Genomic DNA, 24,571 nt, shown 5'->3' with positions numbered 1-24,571 from the left:
GGATTGTTAGTGTTCCAGAATCCTGTTCATCCTGTAAATCCTGTCAGAAAAGATTAAACATCGCGTTTGTAAAAAATACGTTCCAGCAATTGCCGGGCTTCGCCGTCGGGGTCATTGCGGACTTCGCTGTTTGTATTGAAGACCATCGTCTCACCTTTGCTGGGTGTGAACGCGGGCCAGTTGGGTAGCCCTTTGTGGTTTGGATTGCCGGTACGCGCAAAACTGAGCCATGCCTGACTGATCTTCGACGCCAGAACGCGGGCTTCTTCGCCACCGCCCGTCATGGTTTCGCAACGGTCGGTGTTGGCGAAGACGAAAGGGATTTCACTGCAATGGAACGACCGGGGCCGACCATCCAGAACGGGTGTTTGCCAGGCAAATAGATACAGGTAAACTGGTGCCGCCTGCTGAGCCGCTTTGCGTTCGGCTTGCAGATAAGCCATCGGATTGTAAGGGGCTACGTAGGAGAGGAGTTCGACGGATTTTGCCTTCGGATGGGCTTTTCGTAACACCTCGTGAAGTTGTCGGCCTTTCTCCCCAAATCGTTCGACAAGGCGTTTCGTCAAACTGGCTTCATCGAGCGATTCCATCTGTGCATTATTGATACTGGCAGAAGCTTCGTTCCGATTCGTACCAATAATCATGGGAATATTTGCCGAATAAGCCGGAACGGTCGGGTCGAAGGGGTGCGCTGGAATGACTTTTCCATCTACGACTGGTTGCCAACCGGCCCGCCCCACATTCGCCGGAAAAGTGGTTCCCATTTTCTTCTCGGCGGCTACACCCGCTTCGGTTAACCGGGCGAATGGCACTTTGTGAATATCGGCAATGGTCGCCTTTGTCAAGCCTAGCTCAGCAACCACGAGGTCGGCAAGTTTGGCTGCGTAGTCGTGTGTAGCCACCTGAATGGTTGAGCTACTTTCTGAAATGCCCTTGTGAAACAGGCCTTTGGCTGAAGGCATAGCCATGAGCGTAGTCACTTTAGCGCCACCACCCGATTGTCCGAAGATGGTTACATTTCCGGCATCGCCCCCAAACTGTGCGATGTTATCGCGAACCCATTCCAACGAAGCAACCAGATCCAGCATACCCACATTACCCGATTGTGCATACTGACTACCATAATCCGACAAGTCCAGATAACCGTACACATTCAGGCGGTGATTGACCGAAACGACCACTACGTCGCCCAGCCGACTCAGGTTTTCACCGTCGTAGGAAGGGTGCTCCTGACTGGAACCAGAGAAAAATGCACCTCCGTGTATCCAGAAGAGAACAGGTCGTTTTTTGCCGTCGTTCACTCCCGGCGACCAGACATTCAACCGCAGACAGTCTTCGCCCTGATACCCATCATTCCACTGGTAGAGAAACGCGTATTCTTCGGCGTTCCAGCCATTGTTGGGTTTCTGCGGACAAACCGGGCCATACACGAGCGAGTTTCGAACGCCCGTCCAGGGTGCGGGTTTTGACGGAGGCATAAATCGAGCTTCTCCGGCTGTGGTGGCTGCGTAAGGGATGCCCTTGAAATTCACAATGCCGTTGTGCGTGTATCCGCGCACTTTGCCCGACGATGTATCGACAACCGCGTTTGACTCGGCAGCCGTAACGCTGTTTTTAGTGCCGGGAGCCGTCGGTTTGGCCATCGCTTCGTGCGAAGGCGACCCTACGCCAAGAACCGTTGCAGCCAGTCCCAGTTTCTGAAGAAACTCTCTACGGTTATTGCTCATTGTCGTATTCGTTTGGTGTGGTGTCAGTTTCTCAAAACTGACACCACCGTGTCAAAATCAATAGCCCGGATTCTGGGTTAGAACGCTTTTGCCTTGATAATCAATCTGTGTTTGCGGGATGGGTACGTATTCATCCCGCCCGGCTGTGAACTTGCCACCACTGTAGGCCACGGGTAATTTGGTGGTTTCGTACGCTAAAAATGCGTTCAGTGCAGCAGGTGCTATGCCCCAACGAACCAGATCAAAAAAGCGATGACCCTCGCCCGATAGCTCCAGTTTGCGCTCAAACTGAACTGCCGTGCGAGCCGCTACTTTATCGCTCCAGGCTGTGGTATACGTATTGATCACATAGTTCGCGGCATTCTTGCCATCGGTCGTTTTTACCCAGGCATCTTTGTTGGCTGCCCGCGTTCGAACCATGTTGACATAAGTACGGGCCGTTTCTAAACTACCGACTTCAATTTCGCACTCGGCCGCCATTAACAGGACATCAGCAAACCGGATAATGTTGTAATTGATCGCCGAATACGTATCTGTGCTGGCCGTAGCATCCGACAGGGTTTTGGCCTGCGATTTATAGTGAATGAATTTCTTGGGCGAATACGGCCCACCGAAACTCTGATCGCGAATCCAGGAGTAGCCTGGGTGTGGGCCCCAGTCCAGATAAGGAATTCCCCGACGCCCTACCGACCAGTCCAGACGGGGATCAACCGGATTGGCATCGGGTGTGAAAGCCTGATCCGAAAAAAGCCCCTGATCCGTTTTCAGTTGATTGGCCGACGAATTGTACGAACCATCGACGAGCGGTAAACCATTCGCATCAACCCGGAACGAGTTGGCCAGTTCGAAACTGGGTTGTAAGTAGCCACAGCAGCCGCCCGGTGCGCTTGAGCCATACGGATAATTCAGACCCAGATCGGTGTTGGCATTGTCGGTGCTGCCGGTATTGGCTGCGGCCTGAATTGCAAAAATTGATTCCGAGTTAGTTTCTTTAGCCGCGTTGAAAATATCGGCGTAGTTCGCAACCAGGCCATATTTTATCCCACCCGGCGTTTTGCCATTGGCAATGACCTGATCGAAGAGCGTTTTTGCATCCGTGTACTTCTTCTGATACAGATAGGTTTTGGCTAAATAAGCTGCCGCAGCCCATTTGTTCGCGCGACCCACCAGCGTTTGCAGCTCGGGCAAGTTGTCTTGTGCGTACTTAAAATCGGCTTCGATCTTCGGCCAGATATCGACGTTGTTTGGCACTTTTTCAATGCCCGTTCCATAGGTTAGCGTTTCATCGACGAAGGGTACCATGTTGAAAAGCCGCTTCAGTTCGAAATAATAGTGCCCACGCAGAAAACGAGCTTCGGCCGAAATGCGCTGTTTATCGGCAGTTGTTACGTCGGCAGTGGCGGCAGGAATCATACGAAGTACAGCATTGGATCGGCTGATGCCTTCGTACATCGCGCTCCATTTTTGCCCGATATCGAACAGGCTTGGGTAAAGCTGATAGGTCATCCAGGGAATAAGGTCGCCATAATCGCCGGAGTTGGAGCCTTTGTTGGCATCCCCCCCGGATATGCTGCCCCGCATCCAGTTGTCGGAGCTGGTTACCCGTCTGAAACCCCGACCATTCATCTCAGCGTAGGCTGCTACCAACAGGCCTTCAAGACCCGCTTTCGAGGTTAACTGATTCGCCGATAGCTGGCCGGTAGCGGGTATTTCGAGGAATTTCTCCTTGCAGGAAAAGGTCGATAGCGAGAGTAGTATTGTGGCTACCAACAATGTAATTGTATGTGTTCTCATTATTTTTCTTTCTGGTTAGAAGCCAAAACTTAAGCCAACATTGTACCCCCGCGTTACGGGATAGTTGCCCACATCGATCCCAAACGTAGCATCGGCCGAACCGCCAACGGCTGGATCTAACCCGCTGTATTTCGTGATCGTAAACAGGTTTGTGGCTGACAGCGATACGCGCAACCGACTTAAGTTCAACTGCTTGAGCATGACCGCCGGAAAGGTATAACCCAGGTTCAGGTACTGCATACGCCCATAAGAACCGTTTTCAACGTAGTACGAATTTGCCTGCGTATTGGTACTGAAATTCGCTGTGCTTTCGAAAATAGGAACGGTCGTATTCGTGTGTGTGGGTAGCCAGGAATCTTTCACCCGCGCACTCACCGCTGCTCCTGTAAAAGACGGATAGAAGTCGGTGAACCAGCGCTGGTTATTAAAGATTTTGTTGCCCAGCGAAGCATACAAATTCGTATTCAGATCGAAACCTTTGTACTTCAATGTCAGCGTAATACTTCCTGTGAATTTAGGAATTGGGCTGCCCAGATACGTGCGGTCGTTGTCATCAATTTTGCCATCGCCATTGATGTCGGCAAAGCGGAAACGACCCGGAGCTGCGCCTGTTTGCGTTGGTGCAGCCGCTACTTCTTCTTTGCTGTTGAACAGACTAACCACTCTATACCCAAAGAACGACGAGAGATCGTGGCCCGCTTCGTTACGCACAACGGGCGTTCCCAAACGCGTACCACCGCCGGTGAAATAAGGAGCCAGTGGCGCAATGGCCGTAATTTTGTTGTCCAGAAAACTACCAATTCCCGTAATCTCGTAATTCAGATCGCCGGTCAGTTTACCACGGGTGGTCAGTAACAGATCGATTCCCTGATTGCGCATGCTTGCCACGTTGACAAAAGGCGCACTGGCCCGCACACCTACTACGCTGGGTAGCGCTAACTGGTAAAGCAGGTCTTTGGTATCCTTGCGCCAGAAGTCCACGACGACCTCCAGTTTGTTATTGAAGAAAGAACCGTCAAGACCAATATTGGACGTAATGCTGGTTTCCCATTTGGCATCGGCGTTACCAATCTGGCTGGTGTAAAAACCCGACGCAATCGAATTGTTACTAGCTCCTAAATCATAGCCATTTGCCGCATTAGAGGTGAACAGGTTGTACTGGTTGGTCGAGCTGAGGTAATTGGAGTTCCCCATCTGACCATACCCACCGCGAATTTTCAGGTCAGATACCCAGGATAGATTCTTCATGAATTCTTCGGACGATAATCGCCAGGCCGCTGAGAAAGCCGGGAAAACTCCGTAGCGATTGCTGAGGCCAAATTGCGACGAGCCATCCCGACGAACCACTGCCGTTACAATGTACTTGTCGTTGTAAGTGTAGCGGGCTTGTCCAAACAAGGAGTAGAAGCTGTTTCCCCGATTATAATTACTGCCTACCTGCCGGGTGGCACCGGCTGTAGTCGTACTCAGTGTAACGTAGTCAGGGTCGGTTGAAAAGGGATTCAGGCCCGAACCGCTGATGTTACGACCAACGCCGGTATTCAGGGCTTCGATGCCTACCAAGGCACTAATGTCGTGTTTACCAAAGGCTTGTTTGTATTGAGCCGTGTTCGTAAACGTCCAGGCCAGACCATACCCCGAACCTTCGCTGTAGGTGTAGTTGGCAATGTTTTCGGAGTTTTCGTAGGTAGACCGCGAATAGCTGTTATTGTAGTTATTGAAATACGTACCGCCGAGGCTACTGCGTAGGGTAAGAGCGGGAATAACGTCATATTCCAGATAGGCATTTCCCGATCCGAAGATCGTGTAGTTAATATTATTCGCAGCCGCCTGCCGATTGGCTACTGGATTTCGGGGATTATTGAAACCCGGTGCCGCTGTGCCTGCATACCCTCCAAATGAATTATAAACCGGGATAATGGGCGCCATCCGAAAAGCGGTCAAAATATCATTTTCATCCGACGCTACACTTGAGTTGTTGTTGGTGCTGTTGCCCAATGAACTGCCCGTACTTCCCTGCAAACCGGTGGCTGATACGTAGGCAAGCTGAATATTCTCGCCAAACCGCAGTTTTTTCGTGATGTCAAACTCGGTATTTGCCCGGAAAGTGTAGCGGGAAAAGTTGTTGTTGAGGACAATGCCCGCCTGTTGCTGCATCCCCAAACTCAGGTAGTAGCGACTCGTTTCCGTTCCACCCGAAAAGCCTAAGGTATGGCGCGTCAGGGGCGCTGTTCGTGTGATGGCCTTGTACCAGTCGGTGCCCGATTTGTTGGCCTGAATAACGTTGTAGATAGCCCCGTTGGCTGGGTTGACGTTGTATTTGAGCTGTTCGGCGGTTAAATCAACGGCAGAAGCGGAGACGCCCGCTTTGCTGCCAACCAACAGATAATCGGGTAAGACCGGTGTTGTGCCTGAGCCGTACTGGCCATTGGCGATACCCGCAAAGCTAGATGCATCGACCGTTTTCCCTGTCTGGAAAAGATCGTTCTTGCGCGCCTGCCAAGTCCAGTCGGCCTGCTCTTGTGGATTGAGAATAGCGGGACCTTTGCCCGGATCAGTCACGCCGTACAAGCCATCGTAGCTGATACTCAGCTTTTGAGCCTTACGTTGCCCTTTCTTGGTGGTCAGAACAATAACCCCCGCTGCTGCCCGTGCTCCATAAATTGACGCCGAAGCCGCATCTTTAAGGACGGTTGTGGTCTCTATATCGTTGGGATTAATGAATTGAATACTCTGAGTCGGCACGCCATCCACGACATACAGAGGCTGGTTTCCGCCAAATGACCCAAATCCCCGAATCCGAATCTGGCTGGACGTACCGGGTTGTCCATTGGAAATAACAGTGAGTCCAGCCACGCGCCCCTGAAGTTGTTGCTCGACGTTCGCCGATGGGACAATCTGAAGTTGAGCAGGTTTGACGGTCGAAACGGCACCGGTTACATCTCGCCGGTTCTCGGTCGAGTAGCCGGTCACGACGACCTCGCTTAATGCAGTGGCTTCATCCTCAAGGGTAATGGTCAACGACGAACGATTGCCAACGGCAACTTCCTGCGTTTTATAACCAATCGACGAAATAACAATTGTGGGCTCAGCACCGCGTATCGCCAGGGTAAAATCGCCATTGGCATCTGAGGAAGTACCTACCTGCGTGCCTTTCAGGACGATGTTGGCACCGGGCACGGCCCCGCTGGCGCTCGTAATTTTACCCGTCAAACGACGGTCCTGAGCAAAAGCAGTTACCCCATACAGCCAGAGGACTGCACTGAGAAAAGCGGTCTGCAGAAGTCTGTAGAACGTTGCTTTCATGAAGAATAAGTGGTTTAGAGATTACCGAATAAGTCTTAATTCGAACGGGTAGCCAGACTGAATCGCCATCACAGAGCCGGTTGTTGGTGGGCTGTCAGGCTGACTATTGCCGTTCTATACCCTTAGTGCAGGGCAATAGAAGGATTATCCCTTTTACGCTCAAAAAAAATTTCTTCGAGAAAACCTATCGGACTATTTATGGCGAACGGGTGCGGGCGAAATTCAACGTTTTAACGCCCAATGAGGTGTATTGAAAATAGGCTGTAAACAGGTACTCGCCTAATTCGTTTAGATTCCAAAGGCTTCCAAATTTGGAAGCTGGCTGATTAGAATCTGTCTGGAATTTACTTACAAACGTGTCGAATTAACCTCAGCCCCTCTCCAATTTTAAGATACTAACTATGACCACGAATCAACAAGTATATCGCGTCGATGCTCCACTGCCTACCCTCACAGAACTACAGATGGGACCGCTAACGGTCAGTTATGAAAATGGCTTCTTTCGGTATTTTCGATGGGGTGGACATGAGATTTTACGGATGATTTATTTCGCGATTCGGGATGAGAACTGGGGAACGTGGTCGCCCATTATCTCAGATGAGCAGTGGACTATTAATCCAGACGGGTTTCGACTAACGTATACATGTCATTACGAGCAGAATGGCAAGACGCCTTTTGTCTGGAAGGTCGTGGCCGAAGGGAATCATACTGGTGAGTTCTCAATAAGCATTGATGGAATCGCTCACCAGACATTCCTGAAAAATCGGGCTGGTTTCTGCATTCTGCATCCTATTGTGGGTACCGCCGGGCAGCCCTGCGAATTGATTCACCCCGATGGAAACCTGGAAACAACCCGATTCCCAGAGACCATCAGCCCGGCGAATCCATTCAAGCAGGTGGCCGGAATGCGCTGGCAACAGGGTGGTGGCCAGTGGTTTAAATTGGAAATGGAGGGCGATGTCTTTGAAACGGAAGACCAGCGTAACTGGACCGACGCGTCGTTCAAAACCTTCTGTACACCACAGGATCGGCCTTTCCCGGTGACGCTTTGGGAAGGTGAGACTGTTCATCAACGAATTCTTTTTCGGCCTGAGCAATCCCTTCCTGCGTTATCGGAGAGTGGGCCGAACACCATTTTTATCCAGTTCGACGAGGAACAGCGAACGGCCTTTTCTGCAATTGGTCTGGGGGCTTCAACCGAAATCCGGGGACTGACAGAACCGCTTGTTCAGGCGTTACAGCCCTATCTATTCGATCATTACCAGATTGAGGTATCGCCCGGAAAATCAGACTGGATACCTGTTTTTTTGCAGGACCTTACCAATGCTCGATTAATAGATTTGCCATTGCTGATAACCCTTCACCTATCGAACAATCACGCTGCTGAACTACGGACCTTTCTGGATGTGGTGCACCAAAATCAGGTGATACCAGCCGAGCTTTTACTCTTCTCAACAGAGGGCCCCACGACCAATGCAGAAGTGCTGCAACTTGCGATTGATACCGTTCGAAGTCAACTGCCAAAAACGCGAATTGGAGCAGGGACGAACTATAATTTCACCGAGTTGAACCGAAACCGTTTTTCGACGCATGGACTCGACTTTATCAGTTATACTGCTCACCCTCAGGTACACGCTTTCGATAATCGATCGATGGTGGAAAATCTTGCCGGGCAAGGCGATTCCGTTCGAACGGCGCTGACGTTTTGTGGACTGGCGTCCGTACAGCTATCGCCCGTTACGCTTCGTCATCGCGTCAATCCCGATGCCCGCAACCCGGCGAACCGTAACCTAAGTAATGCTCAAAAAGCAGACCCGCGTCAACCTTCACTATGGGCGGCTGGCTGGACATTGGGAAGTATTAAGCAACTGGCCGAAGCCGGTGCGCGATCAATAACGTATTACCAGACAGTGGGCAATCAGGGCATTATGTCTTATGATGCACAACGCTATCCGATTGCGGTGCTGTTTTCCCAGGTGCTGGGGTTTCAAGGTGGGCAGGTGATTCGTACGCATACAGATAAACCGCTGGACTGTAGTACGCTGCTTTTGGTTAAGGATGAACGTAGGCGTTGGCTGGTGACGAATCATACCGATCAGCCTTTAGCTGTTCAACTGCCCGAACCGATTCAGGCGGGGTATCGGATTACACCCATGCCTTCGTCAATAGTATCGCTGAAACTGCCTGATTCACAGCAGGTATGGATCGAGCCTTTTGGGACCTGGGTGCTTGATTGTTAAGGTAATCGACACACCAACCTTAATCGGTAATTCACCAGTTACATGAGCTCCCATGAAACTCGAAGCGTGATCAGTACGAGGGAAAGAAAAATCAAAATCCATTTCAAAACGGGCAGAAAGGCCAAGTGTGCCATCAGGAAAAATAGCATTACAGATCCCACACCCAGCAATATTGCCCAACCTATGCCAACAAAAAAGACGAATCCCATAATAACGCCCACATCCCGGATATCATCGTAACTGGCTGATTTAGACAAAAAGCCAACTAGTAAACTGACGCCAATCAGACCAGAAATTACAATTCTAACTAGCCACCACCATTGGTTGCCCGGTGCCCAAAACAATGGAATGAAAGCGAGGATAACCCCGATGGTAGGCAGATACCAGTTCATCCAGATAAGCTTGAAATGCCCTCCGCTCACCACAGGCTGGTTGAACATAACGATAAGGCCAGCAATCGCGAGCATGAGTAGCCAGGCGATTTCGGGACCCAGCAAATAAGCGGCAGTTGTACGATTCATGGGGTAATATACGGGTATTGGCTGATCAAAATGCTTTGTAGTTCTTCACGTTTTCCTGAAGGGCCGCCAGCGTATTTTTGAGTTGTTTATCGAGTTCTGAATAGATCACCTGAAGGTCTTTTTCATTCTTCTGGCAGTAGGTTTCAATCGGACTGGGCCGGGTACTGCCAGTTTCTTCGAGGGTGATTTGCGTGATCGTTGCGCGGTATTTGCGATTGCTGCACTCCACCGAGATACTGTAGCGGAACGTGTATACGCCACCCGCTGAACTCTCCGAACGGGGTAGGGTTACCACCTGCGTGAAGCGCCCAACCAAATCACCGGTTTCCTTATCACTAAGCGTGAAGGTATCGTTAGACGAGTGGAACGACTGGGTTAACCATAACCGAGTTCTGCGGAACAAGTCGGCCTGCGATACGGTACCACAATCGACGACGTCAGTATAGGTTACCATCTGATTTGTAACGGGCAGGATGCCGTGGAGTTTTCCATTCATAAGGGTAGGGGGGCAATCGGCCCGCACTGCGCCAATAATAAATAGATTGGCTAGTAAGGCGGCAAGAAATACACGATTCATAGTTTGTTAACCTGACTAAGGCGTTAAAAGAAAGGGCTTGTTTGTAAACCTGTTCAAAGGTAGGTAGACACACCAGGGCGTATCCAGCCAGAATTGGCAACGGGTGGAATTGGCCGTACAAGTAGCGGGAAAAGCAGAATATGTCGTTACGGCAGTGATGCTGGAAATCCGGCTTTTGAGTTTCAGTCGCTATATTCTCCAGTTCATGTGGCTCATGTTACAACTCATCCGGAATACCATTCGAGCACCTGGTAATGCCGATTAGTTTTGCGGTTGGTAACCAGGTATCTCTGTTCATGAAAGCGTTGTTAATTGCTATTTCGCTGCTAAGCAGCACGGCCTGTCTGGCCCAATATTATCCGGTGGGTGCCCTAACCATGTGGTCAGAAGGGTACGTCGTGACCCTCCAGAACGATACCATTCAGGGGCAGGTACGCGTTGGGTCATTGTTGAATGATTCGCCAGTGAGCGTTATTGTTCGTACTGATGATGGAAATAAAGTTAAGTTAAAAGGTGGTGATTTACAGTTAATTGCTCAGCGATTACCCGATTTTGCCTATTCGACGGGGAGTATCCCAAGAGAGCGGGAAATGGTCATTTTTGAACGTGTTCCCAATCCTCGCCGAAATGAAAAACCTATGTTGCTTGAGCGATTGACTCCCTTCGGTGGTAGCGTTGCGCTTTATTTCGATGTGGCTGGCTGGAAGAAAACGACCGAGTACACATTCGGTAATTTTACTATTGAAACTAGCCGACAGGACCTTAGTTATATTGTCCTGAAAAATGGCCGGGAAGCGCAGGTTGCCAAACGGGGTGAAATGGAAGCCGTCCATGAACGACTATTTGGCGATTGCCCGGCGTTCATCCGTAATTATCCATCGGCCAGCCGCCGGAACTGGAATCAATTCGGCGAAATGGTTGTGGCCTACAATCAGCTTTGTTCCCGGTAACTAAATCAACAATTCTACTATAGGACTTTCGCTCGGAACCGTGCCACGGTTATCCAAGTAGATCAATTGAACCGTGGCACGGCTCCGAGCGAAAATGCCCGAAGGTATGACATGCCTTCAGGCATTTATTGTTTAAGGGCCAATCCAGAACGTTACTTTCGTGGTATATATTTAAACCGTTCTGCGCGTGTTCGCAGTTGCTAACTTCTCCCGATGAAGTTCTCCAAAATGCTACTTCTGCGACTACTCTGGCAGGTGCCCATTGGCCTGATTATATTGGTTATAATCCTGTTTTCGATGAGTGGCTATGCCATTTCCTTCAACAGCCGCCGTACGAAAGATGTGGCGTATGTGCCGGCCACATCGCCCGATTTTAATGCAGAACGTCATTTGCTGGATATCTACACACCACGCTCAAAATCAGCGACAGCCCGACCTGTAGTGGTATTCATTCACGGTGGTGCCTGGAATAGCGGAAGCAAAAATATATACTTTATTATTGGTCGGCGGCTGGCCAAGCAGGGTGTCGTTGCTGTTGTTATCAATTACCGACTTGCCCCCGCCGTGGAGGTACCTGCCATGGCCGACGATTGCGCCCGTGCGGTGCTATGGACCTCACAACACATTGCCGAATATGGTGGCGATCCGAACCGAATTTTCGTAATGGGCCACTCGGCAGGTGGTGGGTTAGCCGCTCTGGTCGCTACCGATGATCAGTTGTTTGCAAAATTTGGTTCGGCAAAAAATCCGATAAAAGGAGCCATTCTCGATGATCCAGGCGGGTTGGATATGTTCGATTATCTTTCCAAAATGCAATACCCCGGCGATGATTCGTACCTGGTACCTTTTGGAAAGAAGCCTGATGTCTGGCACGCTGTATCGCCAATCTATTACCTCCGGACAGATAGCCCGCCCGTACTTATGTATGCTGGCGAAAAGACCTACCCCGGTATTGCCAGTAGTACCCGGCGGTTCAATGAACGGCTTCAGGCGCTGGGCATCAAGCATGAATTTACAGTATTATCAGGCAAAGAGCATATCCCGATGGTGACGCAGTTATTCTGGAAAAACAATATCATCTACCGCGACTTATTGAAATTTGTTGGAGCCAAGTCTTGAGTAAATGGGCAAAATTTCCAGCCACAGATTTTTACCTTTACGGCAGAGCCAACCGAAAGACCCTCCTGACTCATGACCGATATTGACTTGTTGGGGCACGCATTACATGCTTTTGCGGGAATCGATGAAGTCGCGTTTGCGTTGTCGAAACCGTATTGGCAAAAGAAGCACTACCAGAAAGGTGAACTCTACAACGAGTACAAAACTGTTTGCAGACACCTCGGCTTTATTCTGGATGGCGTTTTCAGAGCGTATCATGTGAAAGAAGATACGGGCGAAGAAAAGAATGTGTTTTTCTTCTCTAAACATCAGGTTGTTGTTTCCTATAAGAGCTTTATTGAGCAATCGCCCTGTAATTATTTTACCGAGTCGATGGTTGATTCAACCATTTTGTACATTCATTATGACCATCTGACTCAGCTTTATCAGCAATCACATCAATGGGAGCGTTTTGGCCGGTTGGTGGCCGAGCGAGCCTTTACAGTTGCCATGAGTCGCGCCGAAAGCTTTCTGATTCAAACGCCCGAACAGCGTTATCTGGAGTTGATGAAGGAGCATCCCGATATTTATAATACGATTCCCCTCTATCATATCTCGTCTTATCTCGGTATTCAGGGACCCTCGTTGAGCCGTATCCGAAAAAGAATGGCCAGCCGTTAACCGATTTTAACCTGGGTTAAAATTAATAGCTGATATCCTGCTGACTTTTGTCCTGTTCAACGCACAAGATGAACAGGTTGTAGACGCTTTTCCTTTTATACACTTAAAACTACATAATCATGAAAGCCAGTAAAACGAAAGACGTTGTGTTTGTTACCGGAGCCTTTGTCAGTAATAGCGGATGGGATGAATGGAGAACCTATTTTGAGAGTAAAGGATATAATACAATTGCACCCGCGTGGCCATTCAAAGATGGCACTGCCGCTGAACTACGGGCAAGACAGCCAAACGATACCGATCTAGCCAATTTATCATTAGCCGAACTGGTCGATCATTACGCAAACATTGTGGCGTCTTACGCCGAAAAACCAATCGTGATCGGGCATTCGCTGGGCGGACTTATTACCCAAATTATTGTGAATCGAGATTTAGCCGCAGCTGGCGTTGCCATTCACTCTGTGCCACCACAAGGCGTGTTTCCCTACGAGTTCTCATTTCTGAAAGCAGGCTGGAAGGCGCTTGGCATATTCACCGATCTTGAAGAAACCTATCTGATGTCGTTCGAGGATTGGCAATATGCATTCGTCAATGACATGCCATTGGACGAACAAAAAGCGGCTTATGAGGCCAATACGATTCCCGAATCGAAAAAGGTGGCCCGAGGTGGATTGACCAGTGCCGCTCATGTAGATTTTGATAAACCGCACGCTCCGTTACTACTCACATCGGGTAGCATCGACAACATTATTCCTGCCCACCTCAATAATCGAAATTATGAGGCTTATAAAAAAGACAACGGTTCTGTACTGAATTACAAAGAATTTGAAGGGCGCAACCACTTTGTTGTAGGCCAGCCTACCTGGAAAGAAGATGCCGATTATATTCTGGCCTGGTTAGATAAAAATGCGTAGATAGGTTGATAGTCAGACTTTTCGGAAAAATGCGTCATCTTTACTTAACTGTCGGGATGACGCATTTGTATGGGCGTATTTAACGACAACTCCTTATCGTGATGCGCTACTATTTTATACATTTTTGTCTGATTGCTCAGCTTGCTTTCACTGCGTTGCTGCACGCACAGAATCCGACTTCATATCCCAATAAGCATCCGAGTACAATTGCCTTTCAACTACCAGAAACGGGCCTGATTACCGAAGGAATTGGGTACGATCCAATAACCCAGACGTTTTACATTAGCAGCGTTCATGAACGCAAAATCATTAGCTATACTGCCAAAAACGGGACGACTGATTTCTCGCGGCCAGCCGATAGCCTTTGGGGTATGTTTGGGCTAAAGGTGGACCCCACCCGGCGACTTTTATGGGGATGTAGTTCGGCACTGCCGCAAGCCAAAGGAAATACCCCTGCCAGCGACGGGCATACTGCGCTTGCTGCCTATGATCTGAAAACCAGGCGACTGATAACTACCTATCCAGTACCCGTTGATGGAAAACCGCACTTATTAGGTGATTTGACCCTATCGAAAACCGGAACGGTATATAGTACCGATAGCCGGTCTCCCTGGATTTATCGCCTTGAGGCCGGTTCGAAAGTCGTAACGCCTTTTCTTACCGACAGCTTATTTAGGTCCCTGCAAGGGCTGGCCTTGTCTGACGATGAGAAAACGCTGTACGTAGCTGATTATCGGCGCGGGCTCCTGGCGGTTACTTTATCGACGAAGCAAGTAACTTGCCTTTCATGTGCTCAAACGACCGATTTAAGCGGGATCGATGGCTTATATTATGATCAAAATAGCCTGATTGCCATTCAGAATCGGAAGAAGCCCTACCGCGTCATCCGAATTCAGCTGGCTAAAACTACGTCGGCAATTACGAAGGTTGAAATCCTGGAAACAGATCACCCGCTCAGTAGCGAACCTACACTTGGGGTTGTGGTGGATAAGCAGTTTTATTATATCGCCAATAGTCAGTGGGATGCCTTCGACGATGCGGGAAAGCCCGTTCCTAATTTCCCCGCCCAAAAACCGACTATTCTGGTTGTGCCATTGCATTAGTAGTCTGTTACATTCTTCTTACTTGTCAGGATAAACGCGCCTAGATCTGCCGGTTTATCCCCTCTATAAAAATTATCAACATGCGAATTAAAGGCATGTTAAAATCGTATCGCCTTCTGATACGAAACTAGTGGCTTCTTGACCTATATCGCTGTCTATTTGCATTATTGAAATAAGAAGTTTTGTTCTGCGGGATGAAATTAACATCTCGTCTTTGTGAATTCCCAAAACAAACTGGTTCCGAAACTGAGTGCGATATCCGTATCGCTCAAAAATGCAGTACGTTTTTTCTCCTAAATCAATCCATTATACGATGAATAGTAACCTCTACTTAGCAAGGTTCCTGTTTCGGCTTATTGACCGAAGTACGTTCCCAGCCCTCGTCATAGTTCTGTTTACGAGCGTAGCAACTGCCCGTTCCCCAAAGCTTACTAGTATAGCCTCTGAAGTTTTGGGGAAAAATTATTATGGCGTTAAAAGTCAGGACATTGGCATTAAAGGGAAAGTATCGGATGCCAAAGGAGAGCCACTGACAGGTGTTAGTGTTGTGATTAAAGGGTCAACGACCGGTACGATTACCGACGTAAATGGCAATTATGCCATCAATGTACCAGACGGGAATGTAACGCTGGTCTTTTCGTTCATAGGCTTCACTGCACGGGAAATTCCTCTTAATAATCAGTCGATCCTAAATGTTGTGCTCTCCGACGATGTCAAGGCATTGGAGGAAGTCGTTGTAACAGGTTATTCGTCGCAGCGGAAGAAAGACATTACGGGCTCGGTTGCCATAGTTAAAGTAAGCGATCTCCAGTCGTTGCCCGCGTCGACCGCCGAAAATCAGCTACAAGGACGAGCTGCCGGAGTAACCGTAATCAGTAATAACCAGCCGGGAAGTGTATCGACTGTCAGGATCCGTGGGTTTGCTTCATTTACAGGAAATGACCCTTTGTATATTGTGGATGGCGTTCCAACCAGTTCTCTATTAGGCATTAATCCCAGTGACGTGGAGTCGATGCAGGTGCTGAAAGATGCCGCTTCGGCCTCTATTTATGGCGCTCGTGCTTCGAATGGTGTCATTGTTGTCACGACGAAAAAAGGGAAAACTGGCAGTGCAAAAGTGTCTTACGATGTATCCTATGGCATTCAGGACCCAGGGAAAGGCTGGACCAACATGCTGAATCCACAGGAGTATGCTGATCTGACGTGGCTAGCGTTAAAGAACTCCGGCCAACCCCAGCAAAGTGTCCAGTATGGCAAAGGCGCTACGCCCGTGTTGCCCGATTATCTGCTGGCGGGTACGGCGTCTGGCGTAAAAGAAGGTGATCCAGCCGCAAATCCCGCTCTGTATGATTTGAGCTACGCTAATCTGGCCAATTCGACCTATGCGCCTTACCTCATTGTCAAAGCTAATAAGCAGGGAACGAATTGGTGGAAAGAAATAACCCGTAATGCGCCCATAACCAACCACAATCTCACGGTTTCGGGTGGTGCGCCCGACAAGAGCCGATACTTGTTTAGCCTCAACTATTTTAATCAGAATGGTATTGTCATTGAAAACTTTTATAAGCGCTATTCGGCTCGTATCAACACTGAGTTTACACTAAAAAAGAACATTCGAATTGGCGAAAATCTACAGGTTTTTACCTCACAGGCCAATACCGCAGCGAACAATACCGAAGCCAGTGAATTAGCCCTTGCCCGCTATATTTTGCCGATTGTGCCGCTCTACACGATTCGGGAGGGTGATTTCGCTGGAACAAAAGGCAACGGGTTAGGCACAGCAGATAACCCGGTGGCCGTTCGGGAGCGCACCAAAAACAACCGGGCCAATACGTTTGGAATTTTTGGAAACATGTATCTGGAAGTTGACTTCCTAAAGCACTTTACGGCACGTACTAGCTTCGGCGGTACGTATGGCACGAATGATTACACAAACTACCCGACGATTGAATACGAGGGGGCCGAAAACAATCGTAACCCGACCCTTGCTGTTGGTTTTTTCAAAAATCGGTCATGGACCTGGACCAACCAGCTGACCTATAAAAATACATTTGGTGATCATAGTCTGCAAGTGCTGGCGGGTACCGAAGCGGTAGACGATGCGGGCAATCGCATTGAAGGGTCGCGGAGTAATTATTTTCTATACACGAACATTAATGCCATTACGCTCAGTTCGGGCACATCCAACCAGTTGGTGAGCGGTTTCCCCAATACGCCAGCATCTTTGTTTTCCTTATTTGGCAAGGTCGATTACGAGTTCAAAAACAAGTATATCGCCAGTGTTATTGTCCGGCGGGACGGCTCCTCCCGCTTCGGGGCCGATAATCGGTATGCCGTTTTTCCGGCGGGTTCGTTAGGCTGGCGGATTTCAGAGGAAGCGTTCCTGAAAAACGTGACCTGGTTAACTGATCTGAAACTGCGCGGAAGTTATGGTCTGATGGGCAACCAACGCATCGATCCAGCGAATCAGTATACTCAATTTTCGACTAGTAAAGGGGCTGCTTCCTACGACATTGGCGGAACGAGTACGACTCCTCAATCGGGTTATTACTTATCATTTATTGGCAACAGCTCGGGTAAATGGGAAACCAACGTTTCGACCAACGTGGGCTTCGACGCTACATTCTTCGGTGGTAAAACCGACATCTCGTTTGACTGGTACCAGAAGAAAACGAATAACCTCTTGTACACGGTTGAGCAGTTGGCTACTGCGGGTGGTATTGCCTCTCAAAATCCGCCTTTTTTCAACGTGGGCAGCATGAAAAATACAGGTATTGATCTGGCCATTTCGCAACGGGCAAACCTCCAGAAAGTAAAGCTCGATGCTACGTTGACGCTTACTACGTATAAAAATGAAATCACGAAAATTGCCGACGGTATTTCGTATTTTGATTATAACAGCCCGCTGAATGAACAGAACCGGATTGGGGGCGTGTTCACCCGAAATGCGGTTGGCCATCCGATCAACGCGTACTTTGGCTATGACGTAATTGGGCTATTTCAAAGCGCGGATGACGTTGCCAAATCGCCTACGCAACAGAGCGCAGCCCCCGGTCGGTTTAAATACCGGGACGCCAATGGCGATGGGAAAATCGACGCCAATGATCGGGTCTTCTTCGGGAATCCTAATCCTAAATTCACCTACGGCTTGAACCTGAATCTGTCCTACAAAGGGTTTGATCTGGCGGGATTCTTCTATGGCGTTCAGGGTAGAGATGCGATTAATTATGCCCGGTTCACAACCGATTTTTATTCGCAGGGAATCACCAATAAAAGTAAAGATGCGCTCTACAATTCCTGGCGGCCCGACAACCTAAACGCCAAAGTTCCAATCCAGGAAACAGTAGGGAATTTCAGTACCAACGCGATTCCAAATTCCTACTACAAAGAAGATGCCTCCTATCTGCGGCTGAAAAACCTAAGCCTCGGCTATACGCTTCCTACGTCGTTGTTAAATCAGATCGGGGTTGACCGGCTGCGGGTGTATATACAGGCCACCAATCTGTTTACCATTACTCGCTACACGGGTTTAGAACCCGAAATTATTAGCACCGATGATCGGGCTGCGGGTATCGATGCCGGTGCCTATCCGGCCGTTAAGCAATACCTCGTTGGGGCTAGTATCAACTTTTAATTACCTACTCATATGCGCAAGTTACTATACACCTTTACCATTATTTGCCTGGGAGTCAGTGGGCTAATTAGCTGTGATAAATCGTACCTGGATAAATCTACGTATGGTACACTCGATGCCACGTCTCTGGCGAACAAGAATGGGCTTGAATCACTGTTGATTGGGGCTTATTCCATGCTGGATGGCTATAGCGTTGGCACAACAACGCTGGGTTCCTGGTCAAGCGCGGCCTCCAACTGGATTTACGGCAGTATAGCGGGCGGAGATGCTCACAAAGGCAGTACGGGCACCGATCAGCCAGAAATCAATGCAATAGAAGCCTATATCCCGATTCCCACAAATGGCTTTTTCAACGATAAATGGAAAGTCGTTTATGAAGGGGTAACAAGAGCCAATATTGTGTTGAAAACAATGCCCGGCGCAACGGATATTTCGGCAGACGACCGCAAACGACTCGAAGGAGAAGCTCGGTTTTTACGTGGTCACTATCATTTTGAAGCCAAGAAAATGTGGAATTCGGTTCCGTTTATCGACGAAACGATGACCGATTTCCAAGTTCCTAACGTCAAAGTAAACATACCCAATGACCAGACTATCTGGCCTAAAATTCAGGCAGATTTTCAATTTGCATACGACAATCTACCTGAATTACAGGGATCTATCGGTCGGGCAAACAAATGGTCGGCGGGGGCTATGCTGGGCAAGTGCCTGTTATTTCAGAAAAAATACGCCGAAGCTAAAGCTGTGCTGGAGCAGGTTTACCAACGGGGTGTAAATCCGTCCGGAATTAAATATAGCCTGCTTGATAAGTATCAGGATAATTTTAACGCAGCAACAAAGAACTCCAGCGAGTCCGTATTCGCGTCCCAGAGTTCGGTCAACGATGGGGCTACGGCGGCTAATGCCAATTATGGCGATGTGTTGAATGCGCCCTACGGTGGCCCGTTCGATTGCTGTGGCTTCTTTCAACCGTCGCAGGATCTGGTCAATTCATACAAAGTCAGTGCAACTGGATTGCCCGATTTCGATACGTATAATACGAATCCGGTCACCAGCGATGAAGGAGTGGCAATCACCGATCCGTTTACACCTTATGCGGGAACCGTGGACTCGCGTTTAGACTGGACCGTTGGTCGGCGGGGCATTCCTTACCTCGATTATGGCCCGCATCAGGGCATCAGCTGGCAACGAGATCAGGCCTATGGCGGTCCATACAACACCAAAAAGAGTGTTTATTATAAATCCCAAAAAGGAACGCTAACCGATGGGTCTTTCTGGGCAAGTACCGTTACGGCCATTAATACAAATCTGATCCGTTTTGCCGATGTTATTCTATGGCTTGCCGAATGTGAAGTCGAAGCGGGTGACTTAAGCAAAGCCCGTGCCTATGTCAATGAGGTGCGGGCCCGAGCGGCCAAAACAAGCAGTTGGGTCATGAAAGATGGCACCACAACACCCGCTGCCAATTACAAAGTAGGCTTATACGAGCAAGGATGGGATCAGGCTACTGCCCGAAAGGCAGTTCATTTTGAACGAAAACTTGAACTAGGCATGGAAGGGCATCGCTTTTTCGATCTGGTACGCTGGGGCGAGGCCGAATCGACGCTAACGAAATATCTACAGTATGAAAGTACGCTGCGTACCTATCTCGTTGGCATGAAATTCACCGCCGGGAAGAACGAATATTTTCCTATCCCACAGCGTCAGATAGACTTGAGCAACAATGTACTGAAGCAGAATGCAGGGTATTGATTCTCTAAAAACCCCTAAATCCCCTGAAGGGGACTTTATTTAAGCACGAGCAAAGTCCCCTTCAGGGGATTTAGGGGTTTTTAGGCAGTTTATGAGACTTCATTCCTGCACGTTTTTGTCCCAGAGCTGCTTCCGAAACGTTTGTGGGTTGCTGTTTTTAATGAGCCGAAACTGTCGATTGAAATTGGAGAGGTTCTGAAAACCACAATCGTAACAGATTTCAATGATAGATAGATTGGTGTCTGTCAGTAGTTTACAGGCATGACTGATCCGTAGTTCATTGATCAGACTGACCAGTGTTTTGTGCGTTCGGCGTTTGATAAACCGGCAGACCGACGGAACGGACATATTCATCAGATCGGCGATCTCGCTTAGGGCAATCCGGCGCTGGTAATGTCGAGAAATGTAGTCAAAAACCAGACTTACTTTCTCACTTTCAACCGGGTTGCTCCCTTCAATAATCTGGGTAGACAGTGTGCGTACATGAGGGGATTCAGCTAATGTGGTTAAAATATCCAACAGGGTTATCAATCGGCGCATCCCTTCCTGCTGCGATAATTCCAGCATCTGGGCAATGACGTAATCTTTGGTGGGGCCGAGAATTTCGAGACCTAAAGCAGCCCGCTGAAACAATTGTCGGATGGGTATCATTTCCTGAAGTTCCATAAAGGGCTCGCCCAGAAAGTCTTCCAGGAAATGAACAATAACCGACTCGGCCCGGTGGTCAGTCGAATTTTGATAAAAAACGGAATCGTTTCGGTAGATATGCGGTACGTTGGTGCCGATGAATACCAGATCGCTATCCGTAAAATCGCCGATGCCATTGCCAATAATTCGCTGGCCATAGCTTTTTACGACCAGCACCAACTCATATTCCGGATGAAAATGCCAGGGTGTCGGGAAGTACGGAAAGTTGAAATTGTACAGCTTAAATGAGGATCGTTCAGTGGCTGGAAGTTTCTCTAATAGCGCTTTCATAAACCGTTAAAATAGTACCGCCTTCTGATACAAAACTAGTAGAATCAAGTCGTTTATTCCTGTCAATTTGCACAGTTGAAATACTATTTTAACTAGCAGTAAAGAAATTTAACATCTCATCTTTATGTCAATATATCAGTTGTCTGACGAGCAGATAGCGCAATACCACCGGGATGGCTATCTGATTGTCTCGAAGTTGTTTTCGTCAGAAGAAATAGATAGGCTTTATCAAGTGGCTATTGATGACACGGCCATTTCTCAACACTCATACGACCTGAATGATCAGTCAGGAAAAAAAACTAAACTCGCTCTGTGGTTCACGCCGGGAAACGATATGTACGGCTTATTGACCCGTAGCGAACGCATCGTACAATCGGTGAATAAATTGCTGGATAGCTCATCGCCGGTCTGTCATTTTCATTCGAAACTGATGCAGAAAGAACCGCTCGTGGGTGGTGCCTGGGAGTGGCATCAGGATTATGGCTATTGGTACAAAAACGAATTTCTGTTCCCCGACCAGATGTTTTCGGTTATGGTGGCGATTACGGAAGCGACGAAAGAAAATGGCTGTTTGCAAGTCATTAAAGGCTCCCACAAAATGGGTCGGGTTGAGCATGGTTTTGCGGGCGAACAGGTCGGCGCTTCTCAACGCTATGTCGATCTCGCGCTGAAAACGATGGAGCTTATTTACGTTGAGTTAAAGCCGGGCGATGCCTTGTTTTTTCATAGTAACCTCCTGCACCGATCTGAAGCCAACTTGTCTGAAAATGCCCGATGGTCGCTCATTTCGTGTTACAATCGTCAGGATAATGTGCCTTATAATGAGTCGTCTACGTCCTGCATCACCCCTTTAGAAACTGTACCGGACGAAGCTCTGCTAACCTGGCAAGTTGCTGGAATTACCGATCAAACGGATTTCCTGAATAAGGAAAATGACGTATCCTTGACGTAGTCAGGTGTTCTAAATAAACTCAACCCGCATTGTATGGCAATCGCTATTCCTACCCAACTCGATACCGCAAGCCGTGGTACGCACGTCTACAACCTACAATACATCTATTTGATTAGTATCGTAGCGGCCCTGGGCGGACTATTGTTCGGCTTTGACATGGCTATTATTTCGGGAACCGTGCGCTTTTTTAGTGATTTTTTTCGCCTGACTAACATCGAAACGGGATGGGCTGTTGGCTGTATTAACCTCGGCTCTGCGGTTGGCGCATTGGTCGCGGGGAAGCTTAGTGATACGATAGGGCGCAAAAAAACACTGGTTCTCTGCGCACTTTTGTTTGCCATATCGGGCGTTGGTACGGGCTGGGCAATGGGTTTCACGACGTTTATTTTCTTCCGCTTATTGAGTGGTGTGGCGGTCGGAGCAGCAGCACTGGTTTGCCCCATGTATATTGCCGAAACCGCTCCCGCTCCTTTACGTGGACGGCTGGTCGCTATTTATCAATTAGCCATTACAACAGGAATTTTGCTGGCATACCTCGCCAATTACCTGCTCTTGAATACCGGCGTCAACAACTGGCGCTGGATGTTTTCATCGCAGTCGCTGCCCGCTATATTCTTCTTTTTTAGCCTCTTTCTGGTAGCCGAAAGCCCCCGCTGGCTTATCCGTAAACAACGAAATGAACTCGCCAATGAAGTGCTTGCCAGGATTGGGGGCGTTGGTTACGCCAAACAGGAAAGCGAAACGATTCGGCAAAGTTTCTCACAGGAGATCAAAGAAAATATACGCGACCTGTTCAGCAAAGACCTGTTTGGGATTGTATTGGTGGGTATAGGTATCGCCGTTTTTTCGCAGGCCGACGGGCAGAATTCGTTGTTTTCCTACGCGCCGGCCATTTTCCAACAGGCTGGTATGGCCGAAGACTCGGCTTTTCTGCAATCGGTTATTCTGGGGCTAATCAACTTTGTATTTACCTTTTTCGCCATCGGGGCCATTGATAAAATTGGTCGTCGGTATTTGTTGCTGTACGGTTCGGCGCTGCTTTGTGTCGATGCGCTGGCGTTAGCTGCGGCCTTTTATTTTCAGTGGCCGGGTTACTGGATTCTGACGTTCGTACTGGGATTCATTGCCATCTATGCTGCTACGTTAGGACCTGTCACCTGGGTTGCTCTCTCCGAAATTTTCCCCAACCGGATTCGGGGTAATGCTATGGCGCTGTCAACACTGGCTTTATGGATTGCCAACTTCTTCACGACGGCTTCGTTTCCGGTGATGAAAACGTATCTGGGCCTTCCCGCTACGTTCTGCATTCATGCCGGAATCTGCCTGATTTACTTTGTTTTTGTAAAAGCAAACGTACCTGAAACCAAAGGCAAGTCATTGGAAGAAATTGAATTGTTACTGACGAAACGCTCATGAACGTTCATTTTTTCTGCCCGCGTTGGGGCCAGGAGCACACGCCCTGGAAGGAGTTTCTACAACATGTAAAAGTCGCTGGCTATCAGGGAGTAGAGGCTAGTTTGCCAGTTGAAGACGATGAACGGGATCTACTTTTGAACGAACTCGCTACCCAGGGACTTCAGTTTATTGGTCAGCATTGGGAAACTGTATGTGCTAATTTTGACCAGCATTATTCGGAGTTTGAACACCGACTTCAGGCGCTGGCTGCGGCCCGACCACTGTTTATCAATAGCCAGACTGGGAAGGATTATTACAGCGTTGACCAAAATGAAAAATTGATCGCGCTGGCTGATTCGATAGCTGCCCAAACCAACGTGCCGGTCATTCACGAGACGCATCGGGGGAAGTTCAGTTTTGCTGCGCATACGACCCGAACGTACCTCGACCGGTTGCCAAATCTGCGGATCGCGCTCGACATCTCACATTGGTTCAATACGGCCGAAACGTTTCTTCATGATCAACCCGAAGCGGTGGCGCTTGCCATTTCCCGAACGGATCACATTCACTGTCGGGTCGGGCATACCGAGGGGCCGCAGATTTCAGACCCGCGCGCTCCGGAATGGCAGGAAGCGGTGCAGCAACATCTGGACATCTGGGATCGCGTGGTTGACCTGCATCGGCAGAATGACCGGTCGAGTTGTACATTCACTCCTGAATTTGGAGCGCCACCGTATATGTTTCTCCAACCCTACACGTGCCAACCCGTGGTCAATCAATGGGAGGTAAATAGCTATATGATGGAGCTTCTTCGAAAGCGGTATGATAGCGACTAGACATACTCGATTTTAGTAAAAATAGGTTGGTTATAAGTCAGGGGCTCTTTATTGAAGGGCTCCTGCTTCAGTCAATCAAATGAAAATCATGCCGTATGATAGTTGACCAATTGAAA

General features: G+C 48.8%; 18 protein-coding genes. 12 read left to right on the top strand and 6 right to left on the bottom strand.

Annotated features, from left to right (window positions below; all coding sequences use genetic code 11):
• Positions 1-53: 53 nt before the first annotated feature.
• The 3 genes from GO755_RS15265 to GO755_RS15255 are packed head-to-tail and all read right to left on the bottom strand — an operon-like array spanning position 54 to position 6,827.
• Positions 54-1,727 carry a carboxylesterase/lipase family protein gene (locus GO755_RS15265; RefSeq protein WP_157586044.1) on the bottom strand — a complete coding sequence of 558 codons (1,674 nt, stop codon included), beginning with the start codon at positions 1,725-1,727 and terminating at the stop codon, positions 54-56.
• Between the two features lie 57 nt (positions 1,728-1,784).
• Positions 1,785-3,521 (bottom strand): RagB/SusD family nutrient uptake outer membrane protein, encoded by a 1,737-nt coding sequence (locus tag GO755_RS15260; protein WP_157586043.1) that lies wholly within the window; start codon positions 3,519-3,521, stop codon positions 1,785-1,787.
• 15 nt (positions 3,522-3,536) lie between these two features.
• Entirely contained in the window at positions 3,537-6,827 is a 3,291-nt protein-coding gene (locus GO755_RS15255) for a SusC/RagA family TonB-linked outer membrane protein (protein WP_157586042.1), read from the bottom strand.
• Positions 6,828-7,228: 401 nt separating this feature from the next.
• Between GO755_RS15255 and GO755_RS15250 the strand changes: the two genes are divergently transcribed.
• On the top strand, positions 7,229-9,067 hold the full coding sequence (locus tag GO755_RS15250) for a hypothetical protein (RefSeq protein WP_157586041.1): 1,839 nt from the start codon (positions 7,229-7,231) through the stop codon (positions 9,065-9,067).
• Positions 9,068-9,105: 38 nt separating this feature from the next.
• Here GO755_RS15250 and GO755_RS15245 read toward each other — a convergent pair whose 3' ends face one another.
• Positions 9,106-9,588 carry a hypothetical protein gene (locus GO755_RS15245; RefSeq protein ID WP_157586040.1) on the bottom strand — a complete coding sequence of 161 codons (483 nt, stop codon included), beginning with the start codon at positions 9,586-9,588 and terminating at the stop codon, positions 9,106-9,108.
• A gap of 25 nt (positions 9,589-9,613) precedes the next feature.
• Positions 9,614-10,165, bottom strand: coding sequence for a DUF4468 domain-containing protein (locus GO755_RS15240; RefSeq protein WP_157586039.1), 552 nt, complete (start codon positions 10,163-10,165; stop codon positions 9,614-9,616).
• A gap of 109 nt (positions 10,166-10,274) precedes the next feature.
• On the opposite strand from GO755_RS15240, the gene GO755_RS15235 reads away from it, so the two are divergent.
• The 8 genes from GO755_RS15235 to GO755_RS15200 all read left to right on the top strand — a co-directional run bounded on the left by GO755_RS15235 (position 10,275) and on the right by GO755_RS15200 (position 20,294).
• Complete coding sequence (locus GO755_RS15235) at positions 10,275-10,430, top strand: hypothetical protein (RefSeq protein ID WP_157586038.1); 156 nt, start codon at positions 10,275-10,277, stop codon at positions 10,428-10,430.
• A 31-nt stretch (positions 10,431-10,461) separates the two neighbouring features.
• A complete protein-coding gene (locus tag GO755_RS15230; protein WP_157586037.1) occupies positions 10,462-11,115 on the top strand; it encodes a hypothetical protein in 654 nt (217 codons plus the stop codon).
• A gap of 213 nt (positions 11,116-11,328) precedes the next feature.
• On the top strand, positions 11,329-12,234 hold the full coding sequence (locus GO755_RS15225) for an alpha/beta hydrolase (RefSeq protein ID WP_227686963.1): 906 nt from the start codon (positions 11,329-11,331) through the stop codon (positions 12,232-12,234).
• 72 nt (positions 12,235-12,306) lie between these two features.
• Complete coding sequence (locus GO755_RS15220; protein WP_157586036.1) at positions 12,307-12,894, top strand: Crp/Fnr family transcriptional regulator; 588 nt, start codon at positions 12,307-12,309, stop codon at positions 12,892-12,894.
• 119 nt (positions 12,895-13,013) lie between these two features.
• Complete coding sequence (locus GO755_RS15215; RefSeq protein WP_157586035.1) at positions 13,014-13,805, top strand: alpha/beta hydrolase; 792 nt, start codon at positions 13,014-13,016, stop codon at positions 13,803-13,805.
• Between the two features lie 101 nt (positions 13,806-13,906).
• Positions 13,907-14,908, top strand: a complete 1,002-nt coding sequence (locus GO755_RS15210) for an SMP-30/gluconolactonase/LRE family protein (RefSeq protein ID WP_157586034.1) — start codon at positions 13,907-13,909, stop codon at positions 14,906-14,908.
• A gap of 313 nt (positions 14,909-15,221) precedes the next feature.
• Complete coding sequence (locus GO755_RS15205; RefSeq protein ID WP_198174843.1) at positions 15,222-18,542, top strand: SusC/RagA family TonB-linked outer membrane protein; 3,321 nt, start codon at positions 15,222-15,224, stop codon at positions 18,540-18,542.
• A 12-nt stretch (positions 18,543-18,554) separates the two neighbouring features.
• The gene (locus GO755_RS15200; RefSeq protein WP_157586032.1) at positions 18,555-20,294 is read left to right on the top strand and encodes a RagB/SusD family nutrient uptake outer membrane protein; all 1,740 of its coding nucleotides are present in this window, start codon (positions 18,555-18,557) and stop codon (positions 20,292-20,294) included.
• A gap of 99 nt (positions 20,295-20,393) precedes the next feature.
• On the opposite strand, the gene GO755_RS15195 is transcribed toward GO755_RS15200, so the two are convergent.
• Positions 20,394-21,272: an AraC family transcriptional regulator gene (locus tag GO755_RS15195; protein ID WP_157586031.1), complete on the bottom strand. Its 879-nt coding sequence runs from the start codon at positions 21,270-21,272 to the stop codon at positions 20,394-20,396.
• 124 nt (positions 21,273-21,396) lie between these two features.
• Between GO755_RS15195 and GO755_RS15190 the strand changes: the two genes are divergently transcribed.
• Genes GO755_RS15190 through GO755_RS15180 form a run of 3 tightly spaced genes read left to right on the top strand, consistent with a single transcriptional unit; the run spans position 21,397 to position 24,455 of the window.
• Positions 21,397-22,224: a phytanoyl-CoA dioxygenase family protein gene (locus GO755_RS15190; protein ID WP_157586030.1), complete on the top strand. Its 828-nt coding sequence runs from the start codon at positions 21,397-21,399 to the stop codon at positions 22,222-22,224.
• 33 nt (positions 22,225-22,257) lie between these two features.
• Positions 22,258-23,640: a sugar porter family MFS transporter gene (locus GO755_RS15185; protein WP_157586029.1), complete on the top strand. Its 1,383-nt coding sequence runs from the start codon at positions 22,258-22,260 to the stop codon at positions 23,638-23,640.
• Positions 23,637-24,455, top strand: coding sequence for a sugar phosphate isomerase/epimerase family protein (locus GO755_RS15180; protein ID WP_157586028.1), 819 nt, complete (start codon positions 23,637-23,639; stop codon positions 24,453-24,455). The genes GO755_RS15185 and GO755_RS15180 overlap by 4 nt, the downstream gene beginning before the upstream one ends.
• Positions 24,456-24,571: the final 116 nt, after the last annotated feature.

The sequence above is a fragment of the Spirosoma arboris genome (assembly GCF_009754945.1).
Classification (GTDB): Bacteria; Bacteroidota; Bacteroidia; order Cytophagales; family Spirosomataceae; genus Spirosoma; species Spirosoma arboris.
This window is presented reverse-complemented; position numbering and strand designations above follow the sequence as displayed.

Coding starts and splice junctions, on each gene's coding strand:
- GO755_RS15265 (WP_157586044.1), bottom strand. CDS start 1,727: ATGAGCAATAACCGTAGAGAGTTTCTTCAGAAACTGGGACTGGCTGCA.
- GO755_RS15260 (WP_157586043.1), bottom strand. CDS start 3,521: ATGAGAACACATACAATTACATTGTTGGTAGCCACAATACTACTCTCG.
- GO755_RS15255 (WP_157586042.1), bottom strand. CDS start 6,827: ATGAAAGCAACGTTCTACAGACTTCTGCAGACCGCTTTTCTCAGTGCA.
- GO755_RS15250 (WP_157586041.1), top strand. CDS start 7,229: ATGACCACGAATCAACAAGTATATCGCGTCGATGCTCCACTGCCTACC.
- GO755_RS15245 (WP_157586040.1), bottom strand. CDS start 9,588: ATGAATCGTACAACTGCCGCTTATTTGCTGGGTCCCGAAATCGCCTGG.
- GO755_RS15240 (WP_157586039.1), bottom strand. CDS start 10,165: ATGAATCGTGTATTTCTTGCCGCCTTACTAGCCAATCTATTTATTATT.
- GO755_RS15230 (WP_157586037.1), top strand. CDS start 10,462: ATGAAAGCGTTGTTAATTGCTATTTCGCTGCTAAGCAGCACGGCCTGT.
- GO755_RS15225 (WP_227686963.1), top strand. CDS start 11,329: ATGAAGTTCTCCAAAATGCTACTTCTGCGACTACTCTGGCAGGTGCCC.
- GO755_RS15220 (WP_157586036.1), top strand. CDS start 12,307: ATGACCGATATTGACTTGTTGGGGCACGCATTACATGCTTTTGCGGGA.
- GO755_RS15215 (WP_157586035.1), top strand. CDS start 13,014: ATGAAAGCCAGTAAAACGAAAGACGTTGTGTTTGTTACCGGAGCCTTT.
- GO755_RS15210 (WP_157586034.1), top strand. CDS start 13,907: ATGCGCTACTATTTTATACATTTTTGTCTGATTGCTCAGCTTGCTTTC.
- GO755_RS15205 (WP_198174843.1), top strand. CDS start 15,222: ATGAATAGTAACCTCTACTTAGCAAGGTTCCTGTTTCGGCTTATTGAC.
- GO755_RS15200 (WP_157586032.1), top strand. CDS start 18,555: ATGCGCAAGTTACTATACACCTTTACCATTATTTGCCTGGGAGTCAGT.
- GO755_RS15195 (WP_157586031.1), bottom strand. CDS start 21,272: ATGAAAGCGCTATTAGAGAAACTTCCAGCCACTGAACGATCCTCATTT.
- GO755_RS15190 (WP_157586030.1), top strand. CDS start 21,397: ATGTCAATATATCAGTTGTCTGACGAGCAGATAGCGCAATACCACCGG.
- GO755_RS15185 (WP_157586029.1), top strand. CDS start 22,258: ATGGCAATCGCTATTCCTACCCAACTCGATACCGCAAGCCGTGGTACG.
- GO755_RS15180 (WP_157586028.1), top strand. CDS start 23,637: ATGAACGTTCATTTTTTCTGCCCGCGTTGGGGCCAGGAGCACACGCCC.